The organism is Shewanella sp. 5_MG-2023 (genome assembly GCF_030547465.1).
Lineage (GTDB): Bacteria > Pseudomonadota > Gammaproteobacteria > Enterobacterales > Shewanellaceae > Shewanella.
Map to the genome: position 1 here is coordinate 101,794 of NZ_JAUORC010000016.1, position 18,301 is coordinate 120,094.

Annotated in this window: 13 protein-coding genes; 12 read left to right on the plus strand and 1 reads right to left on the minus strand. The window is 36.1% G+C overall.

Going from position 1 to position 18,301, the window contains the following annotated elements; translation table 11 throughout:
• Window positions 1–206: 206 nt before the first annotated feature.
• From Q4557_RS11305 to Q4557_RS11355, 11 genes are all read left to right on the plus strand, one after another.
• On the plus strand, window positions 207–959 hold the full coding sequence (locus tag Q4557_RS11305; RefSeq protein ID WP_303412745.1) for a hypothetical protein: 753 nt from the start codon (window positions 207–209) through the stop codon (window positions 957–959).
• A 43-nt stretch (window positions 960–1,002) separates the two neighbouring features.
• Window positions 1,003–1,692 (plus strand): pseudouridine synthase, encoded by a 690-nt coding sequence (locus Q4557_RS11310; protein WP_102438621.1) that lies wholly within the window; start codon window positions 1,003–1,005, stop codon window positions 1,690–1,692.
• Between the two features lie 199 nt (window positions 1,693–1,891).
• Window positions 1,892–2,194: a YkgJ family cysteine cluster protein gene (locus tag Q4557_RS11315; protein WP_303412749.1), complete on the plus strand. Its 303-nt coding sequence runs from the start codon at window positions 1,892–1,894 to the stop codon at window positions 2,192–2,194.
• Window positions 2,195–2,497: 303 nt separating this feature from the next.
• Window positions 2,498–2,881 carry an STAS/SEC14 domain-containing protein gene (locus Q4557_RS11320; protein ID WP_102476814.1) on the plus strand — a complete coding sequence of 128 codons (384 nt, stop codon included), beginning with the start codon at window positions 2,498–2,500 and terminating at the stop codon, window positions 2,879–2,881.
• 181 nt (window positions 2,882–3,062) lie between these two features.
• A complete protein-coding gene (locus Q4557_RS11325) occupies window positions 3,063–4,286 on the plus strand; it encodes an EAL domain-containing protein (RefSeq protein WP_303412754.1) in 1,224 nt (407 codons plus the stop codon).
• The gene (locus tag Q4557_RS11330) at window positions 4,273–7,659 is read left to right on the plus strand and encodes a PAS domain S-box protein (RefSeq protein ID WP_303412757.1); all 3,387 of its coding nucleotides are present in this window, start codon (window positions 4,273–4,275) and stop codon (window positions 7,657–7,659) included. The genes Q4557_RS11325 and Q4557_RS11330 overlap by 14 nt, the downstream gene beginning before the upstream one ends.
• 111 nt (window positions 7,660–7,770) lie before the next feature.
• Window positions 7,771–9,060: a site-specific integrase gene (locus Q4557_RS11335; RefSeq protein WP_303412759.1), complete on the plus strand. Its 1,290-nt coding sequence runs from the start codon at window positions 7,771–7,773 to the stop codon at window positions 9,058–9,060.
• 355 nt (window positions 9,061–9,415) lie between these two features.
• Window positions 9,416–10,768 carry a site-specific integrase gene (locus Q4557_RS11340; protein WP_303412762.1) on the plus strand — a complete coding sequence of 451 codons (1,353 nt, stop codon included), beginning with the start codon at window positions 9,416–9,418 and terminating at the stop codon, window positions 10,766–10,768.
• Complete coding sequence (locus Q4557_RS11345) at window positions 10,765–12,312, plus strand: hypothetical protein (RefSeq protein ID WP_303412764.1); 1,548 nt, start codon at window positions 10,765–10,767, stop codon at window positions 12,310–12,312. The genes Q4557_RS11340 and Q4557_RS11345 overlap by 4 nt, the downstream gene beginning before the upstream one ends.
• On the plus strand, window positions 12,309–14,744 hold the full coding sequence (locus Q4557_RS11350) for a hypothetical protein (RefSeq protein WP_303412766.1): 2,436 nt from the start codon (window positions 12,309–12,311) through the stop codon (window positions 14,742–14,744). Before Q4557_RS11345 ends, Q4557_RS11350 begins: the two co-directional genes overlap by 4 nt.
• Window positions 14,745–14,835: 91 nt before the next feature.
• On the plus strand, window positions 14,836–15,279 hold the full coding sequence (locus tag Q4557_RS11355) for a hypothetical protein (RefSeq protein ID WP_303412768.1): 444 nt from the start codon (window positions 14,836–14,838) through the stop codon (window positions 15,277–15,279).
• 112 nt (window positions 15,280–15,391) lie between these two features.
• Here Q4557_RS11355 and Q4557_RS11360 read toward each other — a convergent pair whose 3' ends face one another.
• The gene (locus Q4557_RS11360; RefSeq protein ID WP_303412770.1) at window positions 15,392–16,582 is read right to left on the minus strand and encodes a chromosome partitioning protein ParB; all 1,191 of its coding nucleotides are present in this window, start codon (window positions 16,580–16,582) and stop codon (window positions 15,392–15,394) included.
• Window positions 16,583–16,689: 107 nt separating this feature from the next.
• Here Q4557_RS11360 and Q4557_RS11365 point away from each other — a divergent pair, with 107 nt between their 5' ends.
• Complete coding sequence (locus tag Q4557_RS11365; RefSeq protein WP_303412772.1) at window positions 16,690–17,880, plus strand: hypothetical protein; 1,191 nt, start codon at window positions 16,690–16,692, stop codon at window positions 17,878–17,880.
• The last annotated feature ends 421 nt before the right edge of the window (window positions 17,881–18,301 follow it).

Genomic DNA, 18,301 nt, shown 5'->3' on the forward strand with positions numbered 1-18,301 from the left:
TATAGGCTGTGTTTAATGAGCTGGTTGATATTTAGACCATAGGAATTAAACGTTAATGATGTTGGAGCTGAAATAACCATGAATGTTGACTTAATTTTAAAGCTTTGAAAGCAAGCATGATGAAGCTAAGGTTTTACTATTTAACCTATAAAAACAATGCTATCGTGTCAAAATGAGGTGATATTAGATATTGGAGTAGTAGTTAAATGGATTCAAAAATTAAGCTCGTTGCTTTTAGCGTGTTGTGTTTGAACCTTGGCGGTTGTGATCTCATCGACGGTATTTTACATCCCGGAGACGATGATGAAGACTCAAAAATAGATAAAAACTTTAGCAGTAATGCTCAACAACTAGGTTTATCAGAGACAACGGTTAAACGTTTATGTAATGCTACCGACAACATAAGCATTCATTGTGTCAGCAATTACAATGACGAAAGTGCCCTTGAACTAAGAGTAGAATACACGTTTAATGATGTGTTATTAAAAAATAGTTCTGCCAAAAGTACCAATGCTAGCCGAGTAATTTTTCATTTGCCTGCTGATGGTGCGATAGCAAAAATCGAGTTTGAAAATAGTCGAATTTATGATTTTGATAGTGGTTATAGCTACACATGGTCTGAGCCTGAAGATTATAAAATCGCAAACTTAGCAGACTCAAGTGAAGATTCAGTACTTGCCTTAGACAATGCCACAAGTATAGAAGAAGTTTCAGATTCAGAGCTATCGATTTTGTCTAATGCCGCATTCTCTAATGATGAGTATTCACTAACGGAAGCACAAGATATCGTAATCAAATCTAAAACGATGTTGTTTCCAACTTTAAATGTTGATGTAACGAGCACAGGTATTGTAGAACCTATAGATGCTTCTTTTGCCATGTTTACCGCTGGCCACACTGCAATTTTATCAAGTTACTCTTCTGCGTTATCGACCGCAATTGAACAAAGCTGGAATTAAACGAGTTATTTGAAGCGATTATTGGCAATTGTATTAGGACCTTATGCGTTTAGATAAATTTGTATTAAGAAGTACTGCACTGACTAAAACTCAGGTGATAACCGCAATTGAAGCAGGGCAAGTTTGTGTCAATCATGGGGTTATCAAGGATGTAAAACACCAAGTCCATGAGAATAACCTCATACAGTTAAATAGTCAGACGTTAACTCCAAGGCCATTTCGATATCTACTTTTGCATAAATCGGCAGACAAGATTTGTTCAAATGTCGATGGACATTATCCTTCATTGTTTAACGATATTGATATCGATAATAAAGACGAATTACATATTGTTGGCAGGCTTGATGCAGATACAACGGGCTTAGTGCTCATTACTGATGATGGCAGATGGTCTTTTAATATTACTCGCCCTGAAATGAGCTGCGCGAAACTATACCGGGTACATTTAGCTAAATCGCTATCAACTCAAGCGATTAAACAGTTAGAGCAGGGGATTTTACTGGACGGTGAAACCAAACCGACATTGCCAGCTAAAATCACAACAGTAAACGAAAGCCAGGTACTACTAAGTATTACTGAAGGTCGCTACCATCAAGTTAAACGTATGTTTTTTGCTGTGGGCAATAAAGTAACCCAGCTTCATCGTGAGCAAATAGGTGAGATAAAATTAAATACTTCCAGTAATCAATGGCGTTACCTTACTGAAGCTGAGGTCAATTCGTTCAATAGCTGATGGATGTTTCATCACCTTGGCTTGTCAATGATAAAACATCACTAAATTGAGTCTTTAAATGACAATTGCGATAGTGAATAACACTTCGTTAAGCTATTATCCGCTGTATATTTAGGTTTAACACTCTATGCTTTACCAAAACGTAAAACATAACCTCAAAAGCCACTTCAAACTTGCCATTACTTATAAGCTGTAAATTATGACTATTGATATCACGACCATTGTTGATCCAGAAATCACTTGTTCAAGTTGCCAAGCATGCTGCTGCAAACTTGAAGTGATGATTATTTCTGACACAGGTGTACCAGAGCAATACATCAGTGAAGACAGCTGGGGTAGCCAAACCATGAAACGATTAGATGATGGATGGTGCGCTGCAGTAGATAGAGAAACGTTAATGTGTACTATTTATGAAAATAGACCGTGGATTTGCCGTGAGTTTGAAATGGGGTCTTATGAGTGTGTACAAGAAAGAACCCATATTGTTAAGCTAGAAAAATAACTTAATTATAGCTTACGAGGCGGCCACAGCCTCAATGAGTGGGGTTGATTATATAAAAAGACAATACTTTTCAATGAGTAACCCGAAGTTCTTCTATATTTTTAACTTGCCTTAAAAATGATATAACCCTTAACAACAATCACAGATTTTATTGTTACAGCTGCTAGATTTTTACAAGTGTTAAAGTCAGTTCTTAAAATAAACCTCTATCAATCAGGTGCTCATTAAAAGCTAACAAAAGCTTTAATTATGCTTAAAAGCTGCTAAATTTAATTATACCCACAATAAACTAAGGGGTTTATTATGTCATCTGTAAAAACACATGGATTGAGTATTGGTATAGAACGGGTTAACGACGATGTGTACTTATCATTAAAGGCGACTGGCACTTTAACTCATAACGACTATTTAGTCATAACGCCATTACTCGATGCGGCGTTAGCTGAGGTAAAACACCCGAAAGTAAACGTGTTTATTGATGGAACTGAACTTGATGGCTGGGAACTTCGAGCAGCCTGGGATGATTTAAAACTTGGCCTGCAACATAATAATGAATTTAAAAAAGTGGCTATTTGGGGTAATAAAAATTGGCAAAATTATAGTGCTAAAGTTGCAGCTTGGTTTATGAGTGGTGAGGTACAGTTTTTTGAAGAAAAAGCAAAGGCGTTAGCATGGTTAGAAAAATAAATCTTTAATAACATACAGTTATTAATAATGATTATTTAAAATTCGTTAATTAATTTAAAGAATACTCGGGTATGTTTGCTGCCTGTAAAATACAAAAAATATAGATATTGGTTTAACGACCTGTTTTTTATAACTGGTCTATACTCATAGTAAGAAATGGACATTCGATGGGTGGAACTGAGTGAAAAAGCAAATTAACTCAATTTTAGTGGTAGATGACCAGCCAATAGTTAGGCGAATTTTCACAAGAAGTCTAGAACAATTAGGATCTTATGAAATTATCGAAGCTGCTGATGGACTGGAAGCTTTTAATTTAATAAAAGAAAAACATTTTGATTTGATTTTCTGTGACTTAAATATGCCGATTAAAGATGGCTTATATTTGCTTCAAAGACTGATTGAAATTCAATATACAAGTCCTATTGTATTATTTAGTGGGGAAGGTGAGACTTTACTTAACTCTGCTAAAGTATTAGCAACTTACTATCATCTTAATATTCTAGGTGTAGTTCGTAAACCCATCACCGCAACAATGCTGAGTGAGTTTTTGGTTAAAGCCACTAATGCTGATAGCATGCCTCAAACACAAGTCATAGCAACCCTCACATCTAAACAATTAGAGTATCACTTAAATAAAGGTAATGTTCGCGCTTACTTACAACCACAATATAATCTTGACACCATGCAAATTTGTGGCTTTGAAGCATTAGCTAGAATAGTTGATGGTGATAAAGTGATTGCGCCTTCTCAATTTATACATGCAGCAGAAGAAAATAAATTTATTCTACGTATTACCAAAGCTGTTGTTGAAGATGCCATAAAAAACTTTGCTAAATTGGATGTAAAATATCGTTCGTTGAGTTTATCAATTAACATCTCAGGTAAAGTGCTTGATGAAGAGGACTTACCTTTTTGGTTAGAAGAAGTAACCAGTAAAAATAAAATATCTTGCAATTCGATTACTTGCGAGCTAACTGAAACTGCAATCCCTTCAAACCCATCAGTGATGATTGTAGCTTTACTGAGATTACGCATGATGAAATTTAAACTATCAATCGATGACTTTGGTACAGGCTTTGCCTCACTAGAACAATTACATATGTTACCTTTTCATGAACTGAAAATAGACAGATGCTTTGTTGAAAATATTGTTACAAATACTAAGTCTCAAGCTTTGTTTACACGAAGTATTTTACTTGCCAATGATCTTAAAATGACAGCGATTGCAGAAGGTGTTGAATCAAAAGAAACTGTAGATGTAATTAAGAAACTGGGGTGCAATATTGCTCAAGGATTCTATTTCTGTAAACCTTTTCCAGCCAATAAAATAATAACGGTTATTAATAAGGAGGGGCTTGATTACGGGGTAAAATTTCAAAGGGAATTAACATGTGAACGGACTTAAAAGGGTTGGTTCCATTTTTATAATATATGGGGTTTTGTTACTTGCTGCTATTGTTGTTTTAGCTGGCCATATGATAACACTCACTTTTTTCGCTACATGTTGGCTGCTAATCCTTTATCTACATTTAAGTAAATTGAATAAGCATGAGCTAGCTATTATCGAAACTCCAACTACCCATTGTAGGAAAGAAGTCATTCCTGAAAAACTGAATAACGACCTAATAGAGAAAATATTTTATGTTTTTAATAAAAATGTTTTATCACAATTAAGTAAAGACGGTTATATTCTAATAGACAAAGACGGTGTTATTTTGAATGTTAGTGAACGAGTGGAAAGGATTTTGGTCTGTTGTAAAGACGACATAATAACAAGCCATTTATCACTATTTTTGTTTTTTACGGAACCTACTCATCAAAAATCAACTGACACTATGATTGAGCGGATTAAAAAACTAGTGAGTAAACCTGAAAAGTTATATTTTTTAAATAAAGTTGGATTATATATCCCTATAGAAATTTCAATTAGTAAACTACCACATGAAAATGAAACATTGTACCTCGCACTAATAAGAGATATCACCGCGGAACAAGAACAATTACAACGCGAAATAGATTTGTATGTAAAACTATTTAATAAAGAAATGATTTACAAATCAGCTTTTAATCAAGCTGCAATTGGTATCGCAAGAGTAAATGTTGATTCATACATTGTTGAAGTTAACCCAATGCTATGCAAAATTTTTGGTTACAGCGAGAAAGAGTTTTGTAAGTTATCAATAAAAGACTTGACTGTTGATACTGATATAGAAAAATCAGAGATGCTAATTAGGCAACTGCTTCGTAAAGAAATTTATTTTTTTAACCTAGATAAACAGTATGTTAGGAAAGATAAAAGTGAGTTTTGGGCTAACATATCAGTATCATTAGTGTGTGATAATGTCACAAACCAACCTATTTATATGATCGCTGTAATTGAAGATATATCAGATAGAAAAAATATAGAAACAGCGCTAATAAATATAAGTAAAGAAAGAGAAGAGCTATTAGCCGGACTCACTATCGCATCAGAGGCAGGAGGTGTAAATAATTGGTCGTTAGATTTAGTTACGAATAAATTAAAGTGGGATGAAGGTACGCGACTGCTATATGGGATCAATTTAGACCAACAGCTTGTTTACCAAGATTGGCTTAATGCTGTTCACCCAGAAGACGTTGAAGAAATTAAACATCATATCTTAGCTGCTATTCATAACATCTGCTCTTTTAAAATTGAGTTTAGAGTTTTTAACCTTGAAACCAATGAGTTAGTTTGGGTTCGGTGCGCGGCGAATGTATCTTGTAATGAAAATAATAAACCCACAATGATGTTTGGCATCAATATTGATATTACCCATGAAAAATTAATTCAAATCGAGTTAGAAAAAGAAACCCAAGCGGCAAAACATGCTAACGAAGCCAAATCTAGATTTCTAGCAACTATGAGTCATGAGATCAGAACACCAATGAATGGTGTAATCGGTATGATTGATTTACTCAGACAAACTCACTTAGATACAGAACAAAAGCGTATGACGGCAACCATAAAGGATTCTTCGTTTTCGTTATTAGATATTATTAATGACATTTTAGATTTTTCAAAAATTGAATCGGGACAAATTGAACTAGAACTGACATCAGTAAGCATTCTTTCTTTAATAGAAAGAGCTGTAGATGCACTCTGTATCAATGCAAATAATAAAAATATACAGCTATATATTTGTCCTGATTTAAAAATCCCAGATAAAGTTAAAATTGATGCCGTACGCTTCAGACAGATAATTCTTAACTTGGTAGGCAATGCGATAAAATTTTCAAGCTTAGAAAGAAAAGGTGTTGTGGTTATAAAAACAAGATTTGATTGGATTAGTGTTTCTTTGGTTGTTGATGTCATAGATAACGGTATTGGGATCTCAGAGTTACAACAAAAAAAATTATTTACACCTTTTATTCAAGCTGACACATCGACTACAAGAAAATTTGGTGGCACAGGTTTAGGGTTAAGTATTTGTAAATCATTTAGTGAATTAATGAGTGGTGAAATTAAATTAACAAGTCAATTAGGAAAGGGCAGTTGTTTTAGACTGTCAATTCCTATAACTAAAAATAAAAATACGAAATATGAATTTGAACATTTAGATTTTAGTGAATACCGTTTTTATATTATTCATGAATCAAAAGAACTTTCGAAGTGTTGTCAGGACATTATAGCCCAATTAAACCCTTTACATGTCAGCCAAGTTGGAATTGATAAGCTAGAGAATTTGTGCGCCATAAAAGATGAACAAGTTGTAGTGATTACATCTGCAGTCGATAAAACTAATATTTTAGAATCAACAAGCTTAAAAACAATAATTTTAAATCCACATCAGATAAAAAATAATGGTTACATTGATCCACTGACCTATGTCGTCAAGTGTGAGCCGTTAAAACCCAGCGACTTAATCCATGGTTTAGCTATTTTATGTGAACTTGAAAGCCCAACACTAGATCTAAACAAAGAAATAGAGGAAAACCATAGGGTAGAGGTAGCGCTTAAAGTAGATAAAAAGCGAAATCGTAATCTGATTTTAGTCGCAGAAGATGAGCCAACGAATAGATTAGTATTAAGTAATCAATTGGAAAGTCTAGGATATGAACATGAAATAGCAGTAGATGGAAATGCTGCATATAAATTATGGATAACAGGCAGGTTCAACTTAATACTTACTGATTGTCATATGCCTAATATGGATGGATTTGCGCTAACAAAAAAAATCCGTAAAGAAGAAAGTCGCAAAGGGCTAAGCCCAACGACGATTATTGCAGTAACTGCCAATGGGCTTGTAGGTGAATTTGAAAATTGTATTAGGGCAGGGATGAATGATTATATTGCTAAGCCTGTTGAATTAAAAATGCTCAAAATTGCCCTAAGTAAATATATGAGTCGGGACAAAAACACACAAGCTATAGGGGAGGTTGTAGATTGTACTGAGCGCCATAAGGCTAATGATAGTATTGATTTTAAGCACTTAATTAAAATTATCGGTACCAATGATAAAACAATAACTGACGAAATTTTATTAATGTATTGGAATAGTGTTACCCAAGACACTAAAAAATTGATTGAAGCAGTAGAGGAAGGGCAATCTGATTTGATAAGAACCAGAGCGCACGCATTGAAAGGGATATCGTTTTCGACAGGTGCTGCTGTTATTGGGGAAACGTTTAAATGGATTGAGCAAAACGCATCAAAAATTGACGATATCAAACAAAAACTGCATACAATTGAGAGTGAAACACTAAGAATAAAGGACTTATTAGTTAAACGTGGAATTTTACAAATCAAAGATTCGTAAGCAAATAATGGGATTGTAGTAGTAAAATATTGATTTTAATGCCGATAAATAACGTTATCGGCATCATGATAATGCTAGAATAAGTACATGTTTTAATTAGATATAAAATATATGGATTACACTCTACCACCAGTATTACCGCTTTTTGACTCTGCTGACTTCTTACTTGAAGGTAATAGTGTCGTTAATCAATACATCACTCAAATTTCTCTTGATAATGTAACTGATGCCGGTTTAATTATTGAACATTGCTCTGATTGGTTATATGAGCAACGGCATAGTGAAAATAACTATAAAGCCTACCGAAGTGAATTAACCACATTTCTACATTGGCGTTTTGATGTGGCTGTAATATCGCCAATAATGGTAACTAGAAAAGATATCGCCAGGTATATTGCATACTGCGAAACACCTCCCAACGAATTTATTGGTTATTTTAATGTGCCACAATTTAAGCTAGAAAAAAGCATAAATGAAAGAATACCAAATCCACAATGGCGGCCATTTGTAGGTAAAAAAATACTTGGAAAACCACAACCATATAGTTTGAGTGATAACGCACTAAAAACCAAAGTAGCAATAGTATCATCTATGTATAGCTATTTAATTAGTGAAGAATACACAGAGAAAAATCCTGCACAATTATGGCTCAAATACAGTCGTTTTGCTGTTAAGAAAAAATACATAAAAGATGACGATGATAATCATCATGCTTTTACTGAACTACAATGGTCATACGTGGTTTCTACAGTTTCTGAGTTAGCAATATCGCAGCCAGAAAAACATCAACGTAGCTTGTTTTTAATTAATTTACTCTATAGTTGCTATCTTAGAATTTCTGAAATCAGCGCTAGAGCTGGATACTCGCCATTAATGAGTCAATTTAAAAAGAATCCGCATACTGGTATTTGGTATTTTTATGTACCATTTTCTAAAAGTGGCAAAGCAAGAAATATTGCTATTTCGAAATCACTACTAACAGGTCTTAAATCCTATAGAGAATATCTAGGCCTGTCAGCATTACCAAGTGCCAATGAAACGCATCCGATTTTTGTTAGACATAAAGCCGCTGGTCATGGTCGAGATTCTGGAATGCTAAATGCTAACCTAGGGATAAGACAAATTCGTGAAGAAATTAATACCTTAATAAATCTCGCAGCAGATAAAGCGTTTGAAGATGGTTTTGATTATGACAGTCAACTCATGAGGAAACTAACCGCACACAATATTCGTCATACCGGTATAACACATGACATCAATTTAAACCAAAGACCATTATCACATGTTCAAGCTGATGCAGGCCATGAAAGTATTGATACCACGTCACAATATTTACATACTAGCCAGACAGAACGTGATCAAAGTGCACAAAATAAACCATTTAATCATTTAGCTAATTAATGTCATCAAATATGCATATTTAACAGGCAACGCTATGTGAAATCTGAAGATATAATCAAGGTAATATGGCTCAGAATTTAAAATAAGGTCATATTTAAAAGCTATGTTAGTTGTCTAATGTAGCTTTAAAAGCATATAAAAATACCCATACACAACTACGCACAATGTATATTATGTTAAATATCAAGAATATCACTTTTAGTTCATAGGTTTATAATCTTTTTCAATAGCCCCCCCTTATCAGTAACTTATACACACTATCTAAAACACTTGACGTGCCTTATATGTCCTTATACTCTGGTTCATATGCTGAATATTTGTACTGCCAATTTAGTTCATAACGTTGTGGGTTTTTATGTATAAAACGATGTGTTTCAAAGATGAGTTCTGGTACCTATGTGATTCTGAAACGATGTTGCCCCCATTATTGTCGTTTCGCTATTGCGAATACAAACTACGTAAAAATGCATTCAGCACGCAACGAGCTGAGCTACAGGCTGTTCAGTTTTTTTATGAGTTCTGGTTCGATAAATTTAGTGAGACTCTGGATTACTCTCTATACAAATCAGGATTCCAAGATATTGAGCTTTTAATTGATGAGCTAGAGCCGTTCTGGGAATATTTGGTTGCAGGACGAAAATTGAATCTACATGTTTTATTTTCGGGAAATGTAAATACAGACACGAAGAAATTGACGACGCATTCAACTCGATGCTTGGCAGTCATTCGTTTCATTAAGTGTCTAATCGACATCTACGTGGACTCTAGATACACCAACCAGTCTAAAACAGAAATATTAGCACACCGCAAATTATTGAAAATGAAACTAGAAACACCACGAAAGAGTTTCCAGAGATACATCAGGGACAGCGGCTCACAAACAAGCACGCTTCATAGTTTAAGTGCTGATCAATGTGTTGATTTTTCAAAGGTCATTCGACCAAGCACCAAAAAAGCGCAAAATCCACTGAACCCCCAGGTTAGCCAGCCCATACAAATACGCAATTACCTAATGTGGCTGTTGATGCTGCGGTATGGTCTTCGAGTTGGTGAAATTCAGTTGTTGCAAAAGATATCATTTAAACCCTATATGACAGATAGCAGTAAATTTTTGATGATAGTGCAAAACCTTGAAGACAATAACGATACTCGAAGTCAGAAACCTTCCATAAAAACAATGCAAAGTACTAGAAAGATTGATATTACCAGAGAACATTACAATTTAATTTTCGGTGTTTACTACAACAAGTCGAGACCCACAGATGAACAATGTGGCCACGATTTTATTTTTGCATCTTCGGTTAAACCATACCGTCCCCTATCCTATCGCGGCATATTAAAAGAGTTCGAAAGAACTGCAAAATCATTTAAGAAAAATTTTCCTGCGCACTTCAACATCGATTATAGCGATGCAATAACAGCAAACATTACACCGCATTGGCTACGGCACACATGGGCATTTAGTACTTTGGCTGCAATCTACAGCCAAACGAGTGATAAATATATTAACACTAAAGCCGTTAAGGTTTCCGGGATCATGGAAGACAGCATCGAGCAATTAAGAGTGTTAGGTGGTTGGTCGCTAAAATCTAGAATGCCGCAACACTATGGTAGGCGATTTATCCAAAATCAGGCCAATATGTCTTTACTAAACATATTTAACAGTACGTTATACGACAACCTAATTGATGAGGATATTGAATTTTGAGTAATTTAAACAAGAAACTCAGCGGTACATCACCTGTCTCCCTAAGTGCTGAACAAATTCGATTTATTAGCGGGTTAGAGTTACCTAATCGGTTGGTTTTACCAACGAATTCTGATTTCGATACTCAATCAATTAACCCATCTTTAGATGTGTGGGAGTTTAAATATGGCGGCAATAAAGTTAAATTTGACACGGTTTGCCCAAATCAGTTTATAACGGATTTATTGAAATATGTGTGTGTCGTCGATATTAACATGAGGGCTGCACCGATACGGCTCAATAGGTTTAATAATATCAAATCGTTTATATGCGACTTAGAGCTAAGTTCTGATATTTATTTTGACTCTCTTGAAAACCTTGCAAAATCAGAGTTCTATGCTGACTCAATGAAATATTATGATTTAAAACGCACTTGCAGACATCTATTTCGGATAGAAATGCCAAGATTCGCAATACTTGATTATGAAAAACTCGAGGAAGTCACTATTCCATCTGTTAAGAACGCTTTTCTTATCTATCAGGACATTGAGAACTCTTTCCCGTCACATCTAAAGCGACTGATTGGCAAGGGATTGGTCGAGCACTCTACAGAGGAAGGATTAGCCGCCCTTACCGATGCTAAACTTACCGACCTTACAATCCTAGGACTGTCGTATACTACAGGTATGCGCTCAATTCAATTTGATAAACTCCGAGGTTCCTCTTTGAGGCGTGAGGCTCAAAACCCTCGAACGAATTTGGTCCGTTACAGCATCACTGTTCCACTTGCCAAGCAGCGTCGAGTTAACGTTGATGGCGCTAAAATTGCTATTCCTGATTCTATTGGATTCTTGCTCGAGGAATACATGAACAGATTTAATCTTACCAAAGACAGCCAATTATTCACAACAGACAAAGTACGTCTTGGTTCAGATTTAAATGCTAGTTTAAACAGAGGCTTGCTCTTTCTCCAGTCAGACGAAACCAAAATGGCAATTGCCAATAAGGAACTAATCCCAGAACGTTATGTGCTCACGGATTTTAGACATAATGTTGGGCACACAATGGCGATGAGTGGTTCAAGCGCCGAAGAAATAGCATATATTTTGGGGCATTCTTCGACGGTTGCTGCGACATATTACATCATGGCGACACCTGAGTTAGCCATGGTTCAACACAAAGCTTTAGGCTCCAATCCTGTCTGGATGAATATGGTAGGTCTAATGACTACAGGGTATGCAGTCGATAAGGATACGTGGGTTGGACATACAGTTTCTGGAATGTTGAAGGGCAAGCTATTTATAAACATTGGTGGTTGTACTCGCAAGCAAGCTAAATGTCACTTATGCAAGGTTAGGAGCTGTTATGGATGTTTCTATTTTCGCCCATTCAAAAATCTAGAACCACATGAAGAAGTTTATAGAATTTTTAGCGAAGAACTTTTTGAGTTAATAGATGTGACAAACAAATCTGGCTACGAAAATAGTCCTATGATCCGCACCGCAACGGACGCCAGACACGAGGTTAAGTTGGTTATAAATCGCCTTCAAGGAGGTTTGTCATGAAGGAAATTCAAGAAAATTTGACATTATTTATTTCGGAACAAAAAAGTTATTTTGAAACAGTACTAGCCCCGAATGAAAACAACCTAAAATGGGGTGAAGCATGGATATATAATAGGTCAAATAAGGGGTTTCTTATTGGCCCTACCAACGCAGGTGTTAACTTTAAGGAAATCCATATTACTCGCTCGAAAGCTTTGTTCCGAGAGGATGAAAGCTACGAACATATCGTTATCGAGGATGGTAAAACCATTCTAATTGATACGCTGTTTTCTGATTTTACTCAGGCATTTTTAGTTTATAAGCTTAGACAATCTGGCAAGTACCCTAGCGCAGCAAGTCTGGTTGCCCCTTCCCTACTTTTAAAGCGCATTTATGTTCGTTTGTTAATGTCAGGAGTCAAACCATCGCCTTGCAATATATCGTCAGAAACACTTAATGATACTGCTGAATTGCTGGCTACGTTTCGCAAACAAAGTACATTAGCGGACGATCAAACCTATTTAAACGGTATTGCGGAAGTCCTTCGCAAAAAACAAATTACCTATAGCGAACCTGAGTTTATGGTTACGGTTAAACGTCCTCAACGAGCAAGTACCAAGAAGGTTAGAGAGGCTGAATTTGCTGAGGGGCTTGGGGATGAGGAAAATGAAAAGCTAGTTGAGATCCAGGATTTTCTTAATGTTGTAAGTCTTCGAAATCTTGTCCAAAAGGATAGCGAAAAAATAATGTTGAATATGACATTGTTATTATTTGTTACAGCTTGGCGATTTGAAGAATTATCCGGCATAACCATTAATGCATTGAAAAGGCTAGAAGTTGAAGATGAACAAGTTCGTAAGTTACTTAAAAAACGTGGCTTGCATACCTATTATCTAGGTATCGTTTATCAGGGGAAAAAAGGTGCTGGAATGCGTACTCACTGGGTTGAGCCCCTTGCAATAGATTTGGTTGAATTCATTTTCAAGGATACTATAAAGCTAACAAAAAATTTAAGAAATCAGGTTGTTAATTGTCGTGGTAATAACTTTAAAACACTACTCCCTCAAGAGCTAGTCCCAAAAGAATCAACCGTTGTTAATCTAAATGAAGCAGAAATTGAGTTAGCAGGTGTAGTCACACACATTTACGAGTCCACCTCTGATAGCATTAGGGGTTTAAATGATTTGAAGCATTATGCAAAAAAGAAACTTAAAAAAGCTGGCTTTTTACCGCATAGAATCTTTGAGCATCACAAACAACGTAAAGATCAATTCTATACACTTAAGCAAATTGATGATTTTTTAAAGCAGACTATAACTGCATCTAAAGAGCTTTCCGCAGACATGATTTACCGTGTACGGGACTCTTCAAATGGCTACTCCTACGATGTCGAATATGAAAAGCTTTTATTCATTACGCCAGTAGGTTCAACTGCATTAAGTTACTCAGGCATGATTAAGCCATTAGCAACACCAGTCTGGTATCGGCACTTATCTGCATATTTGGGGATGGGTATTAAACGCAACACATCTATTTTTACTCGTTATAATCTAAGAACAAAAAATGGCGAATTCACCAAGATTAATACCCATATGCCCCGCCATAATAAAAATACCTTCTTAGCAATAGCAGATGTCTCTGAACATCTACAGGCTATGGTCATGGGTCGTGCTAACATCAAACAAAACGAAAGATACCAGCATCTTGCGATTCAAGAACTAGCATTAACTACGGACATAGTTTCTTACCATCAGGCCAATTCCGGTACTGGTAACTCATTGAGTCCAACTGGTGTTGATCAGGTAAAAAACACTGGCATCATCGGCTTAAACCCTGACCTTAAACTTGAAAACTCGCTAGCGCAAAACCTACATACATTTACAACAGAGCGCGACAGAACCTCGTTCATTACCGACATGCTTGATGATATTGATTTGAATATCTTTGAAGAGTTTTCGAATGAACTAACTGCATTTCAAGACGAGAATGAGAAGCAGGATATTATTCGAGTACACTCAGACTTATCCCCACTGGCCTTCGGTAGCTGTATGCGCAAGATCTCTGTAATCGAGTGTCCATTTAACATTATGTGTCAAGATGGTACGGCCTGCCCTTACCATACTCTGACGGGACGTGCTGATGAGGCTGACAAGGTTGCGTCTTTAATAAAGAGTATTGAATCCGAAATAGAGAAGATCAACTATTTAGAAATCTTAGCACCAGACGAGGCGGACGAACTCCTAGAGGTTTTAAACGCTCGGAAGGCGAATGTTCAAATGCTGAGTGAACAAAGTGGGTCCTTTGAAGCCAAAAAGATACCATTTAATCTACTGGAATATGATGCCAAAAAGAAACCCGTTCGATTAGCAACGCTATTTGCAATCGAGCATCGAGCTAATGAAAAAACAGCGGCGTTAGAAAAATCGTCAATGCCTAGTGAGGGACTTAACTAACGTTCTCGACAGCAAAAATAATCTTATAAATGTTGTTGGGAACACGTAGTGTTGCCAACAACTTACCAGACATTATAAATGAGGAAATTTTATGGCTACGCTCCGTGGTAAAGATCTAGACACAGAGATCGAAAGAGAATTGATTGCAATGGTTGCCGAAGGTTATGACCGCAGTCCAATAACACCAACAGATGTCCATAGAAGACTGGTAAATAAAGGCATTATCCAAGGTAAGCTGAGCACTCTGTCCACTTCAACCAGAAAACAACTTATTGATACTTATAAAAATAAGCAAATTGATGATGTTGGTGGTGCATATGCATCGAGCCTACACAAAGGCTCAACGCAAAGTAAAGCAGCCATAATTTCAAAAAATGCACAATTAACCGAGCAAGTTAAGCAAGCTCAAGAGCAATTAGCAATGAACACTAAAGTGCTGTTATCTATAGTAACATCTTTAAAAAATAGTGGTACAGTTGCAAATGTTGAACGCTGTTTATCTCCATACCTAATCCGCGAATTAAAGGAAGATTGATGAGGAAAAAACATCAAGCGGACTCTCGACGTAGAGTTATTTAGGTGAATTTTCACCAATGAAATTTGAAAAGCATTACTAGGAGAACTTAGAAAATTAGAGCTTACAACTTTCAAACGATTTGTAAATTAGATTGTTTACGAATTTTCGATGGTGTTGGCCCTTTTTTTGCGAATGGATAAGTAAATGCTTCATTAATATTACCGGCACTTTTAGCTGGCATACGGTTACCATCAGCATCTTTCTTGTATCTAGCAACACGACGTACCGCAATTTTGTTTCCTGCAATATCAATGTTATGGTAATGATTCCAACCTTTGAAAATACTACTTAATCGGCAAACGAGTGCATAAGAACTTGATTCCCCAACTTGTGTCTGTAAGAAGTTTCTCACTTGATATTCTATATCCTCCTCACTCTGTATGCCTATTCCTGATATCAATCGCAATAGATAATCCTCCGGTGTAATGGCTATAACGCCTTCATATTTAAGCATTTCCGATTTAATCAGATAATGAGCGAATGCATAAATATGAATTGCAGCTTGAATCTCACGCTTATGCCTCTTTGCTAATTCAGCGACAAAATTGACAGATAAGGCAAGCTCTTCCTTTGCTTCCACATACTCTAGAATTTCAGCTTGCTGGAATGACGTTCCTTGAGTACCACGAAAAGCATAAGGGTTTTTCGTCTGTTCAAAAGATTTCGCCAACATTGCCACTTTGGATAGAATACTTGCATCTACAGTCACTCCCGCCATTTCTAAAACCTGGGCTCGTGATCGAATTTTGCCAACATCTATATGTGCGAATGATAAGTCATCTGTTACACCATAAATAATAACTGTGATAAACCCCTTAGATGAGTTAGCGGCTGATTCTAATCGAGTATGACCATTTAGCAGTTCACCATCATCACTAAATACAATTGGTTCACCAGTTAAACACCACTTTTCATCATTCATCGCAGCGGTATATCGTTTAACTTCAGCCTTGCTTATACGTCTATTTTTATTGTGTGGATTAATGACACCTCGACTTGAAAAACGCAAAATATCCCTTGCTACAGAAGGGGTTATGTACACTACGTCATATCTGATTGATGTTTTAATTCTCTTTAGACATGGATATTGGCATGATTTTTCTTTAAAAATTCCATTCATGTCATCTCGTGAAAGAAACTCTTGAGACCCATCTTTTAGCTCTTTGGAACTCCCGAGATACGCTCTTGATACTGGTTGGTATTTTTTTACTAAACCACATACAAGATCTTCCTCAAACGAATTTACTTTGTCGTTTTCCATCTTACACCTCGAACACCAATTAAAAAACTTATACAGTAGTATTGATCGGGGCGCCGCCCTGATCAAGCAAAGATATATAATTTATTTATAATCTGTATAAAATTTAAATGTTAATTCTGGAAAAACAATTGCTTAGTTCAGAGATTGAAGTATTGGGGTTATCGGCAGACCAGAAGTACGGAAATGGTAAATCTATTCTGTGCTTAATTCCTTCTACAGAGGTTCAAAATTACTTTTCTCCATTTGAAAGCCTACCCGAAGACCTTGAACTTATTTTTTCAGAGTTAGTTAATGCGACTAACCAAAATAGAATCAGAAGGTTAGAAGAGGAAATTGTTCATGGGTTATGTTCGGAACAATTCACTACTCCTTTATCGCTTACTATTGCTGTAAGTGATGAGAGTTTGCTTTCTAAGAGAAAGGCCTCATTAGATTTAATAAGATACAAGCCTAAGGCTGCATTTCTGGTTGATGGGATTTTGACTTACTGTGCAATCATGAACCTCTTAGGTTATGAATTGAAATTTCCTAATTTCATCGTAAATCAAAAACAAAAGGGAGTTGATCCCCGCGTAAGACAGATGCTTGCCGGTCATCATCTTCATATTACAATTTTTTTTGATGACAAAAATAACTTAGATCAAAGTGATATTTTACGGTTGTGTAAAATATTTAATCAAAGAGAAGTTCAGCTACACTCAGTTAACCTCGCAAGAATAACTAGTGACTCACCCATTAAGGCATTAATTTATCAACTAGAGAAAGAACTTAGGCTGGATAAATTTGGGGGAATGTCATCAAAAGCCACAAGAGTTACAAAAAGTGATCCGTTCATTACAACTGAATCAACTATGTTGCATATGATTCTAGCCGCTATTGGTGGAAGTAGGCTTAGAATGTCGACTAAAACCATCAATCAGCTATCTGATGGCAGCACAATAGATAGACCTCGACTAGAAAGAATTAAACCCGCCATCGTCATTTTTTTCTCTGCGTGGCTAGAGTCTTGCCAAAAACAACTAAAATACAACCGTGACGGTTTTCACTACTCTACACAAATCTGGCAAGCACTTGGCTTGGTTATTCATGACCTAATTAGTAATCAATATTCACTGGATAATCTGAAAAGGGCTGGCAACTTATTAGGACAACTAGATTATTCTCGGGATGCAAAACACTGGCAGTATTGTAGCGCTATGATGATTGATATCAGGGGCAATCACTATAAGAATGCAACTAGTGGTGGAAGAACGTTTAGAGAAGGAATAGCTCGATATTTTATTGAAGTAGTCAGTTAGCGCAATAGTTATTATCTAAGGTAAGCCAATTAGATTAAAGACTCATTTGAATTACTAATAAGGCCAAAATTCCGATTTTTTATCACTCCCCTCTCCCTCAGGTGAACCTAATAGCGCACAAGGTCTGCAGGTTTGGAATGCAGCAAAAAAAACTACCCGATAATGGGCCATTGTTATGTGTTAATTTCTGAAATAGCAAAGGCAGCTAATGACTTCTTGGGATAAACAATTCCCAGTAAGCAAATGGAAGTACAAACGAGCCAAGCGCAACAGAAACAATATCGTGTTTTCTCGATCTAGTTTATAGAAGTTACCATATACGAAATAGGTACGCCTAAAATCGCTTTTGGACATTTTCGTGTTAGGACTTTGGGTAATCATGGCATTTCAGATTACCCAAAGTATGGATAAGCTCTAAACC

Coding starts and splice junctions, on each gene's coding strand:
- Q4557_RS11305 (WP_303412745.1), top strand. CDS start 207: ATGGATTCAAAAATTAAGCTCGTTGCTTTTAGCGTGTTGTGTTTGAAC.
- Q4557_RS11310 (WP_102438621.1), top strand. CDS start 1,003: ATGCGTTTAGATAAATTTGTATTAAGAAGTACTGCACTGACTAAAACT.
- Q4557_RS11315 (WP_303412749.1), top strand. CDS start 1,892: ATGACTATTGATATCACGACCATTGTTGATCCAGAAATCACTTGTTCA.
- Q4557_RS11320 (WP_102476814.1), top strand. CDS start 2,498: ATGTCATCTGTAAAAACACATGGATTGAGTATTGGTATAGAACGGGTT.
- Q4557_RS11335 (WP_303412759.1), top strand. CDS start 7,771: ATGGATTACACTCTACCACCAGTATTACCGCTTTTTGACTCTGCTGAC.
- Q4557_RS11340 (WP_303412762.1), top strand. CDS start 9,416: ATGTATAAAACGATGTGTTTCAAAGATGAGTTCTGGTACCTATGTGAT.
- Q4557_RS11350 (WP_303412766.1), top strand. CDS start 12,309: ATGAAGGAAATTCAAGAAAATTTGACATTATTTATTTCGGAACAAAAA.
- Q4557_RS11355 (WP_303412768.1), top strand. CDS start 14,836: ATGGCTACGCTCCGTGGTAAAGATCTAGACACAGAGATCGAAAGAGAA.
- Q4557_RS11360 (WP_303412770.1), bottom strand. CDS start 16,582: ATGGAAAACGACAAAGTAAATTCGTTTGAGGAAGATCTTGTATGTGGT.
- Q4557_RS11365 (WP_303412772.1), top strand. CDS start 16,690: ATGTTAATTCTGGAAAAACAATTGCTTAGTTCAGAGATTGAAGTATTG.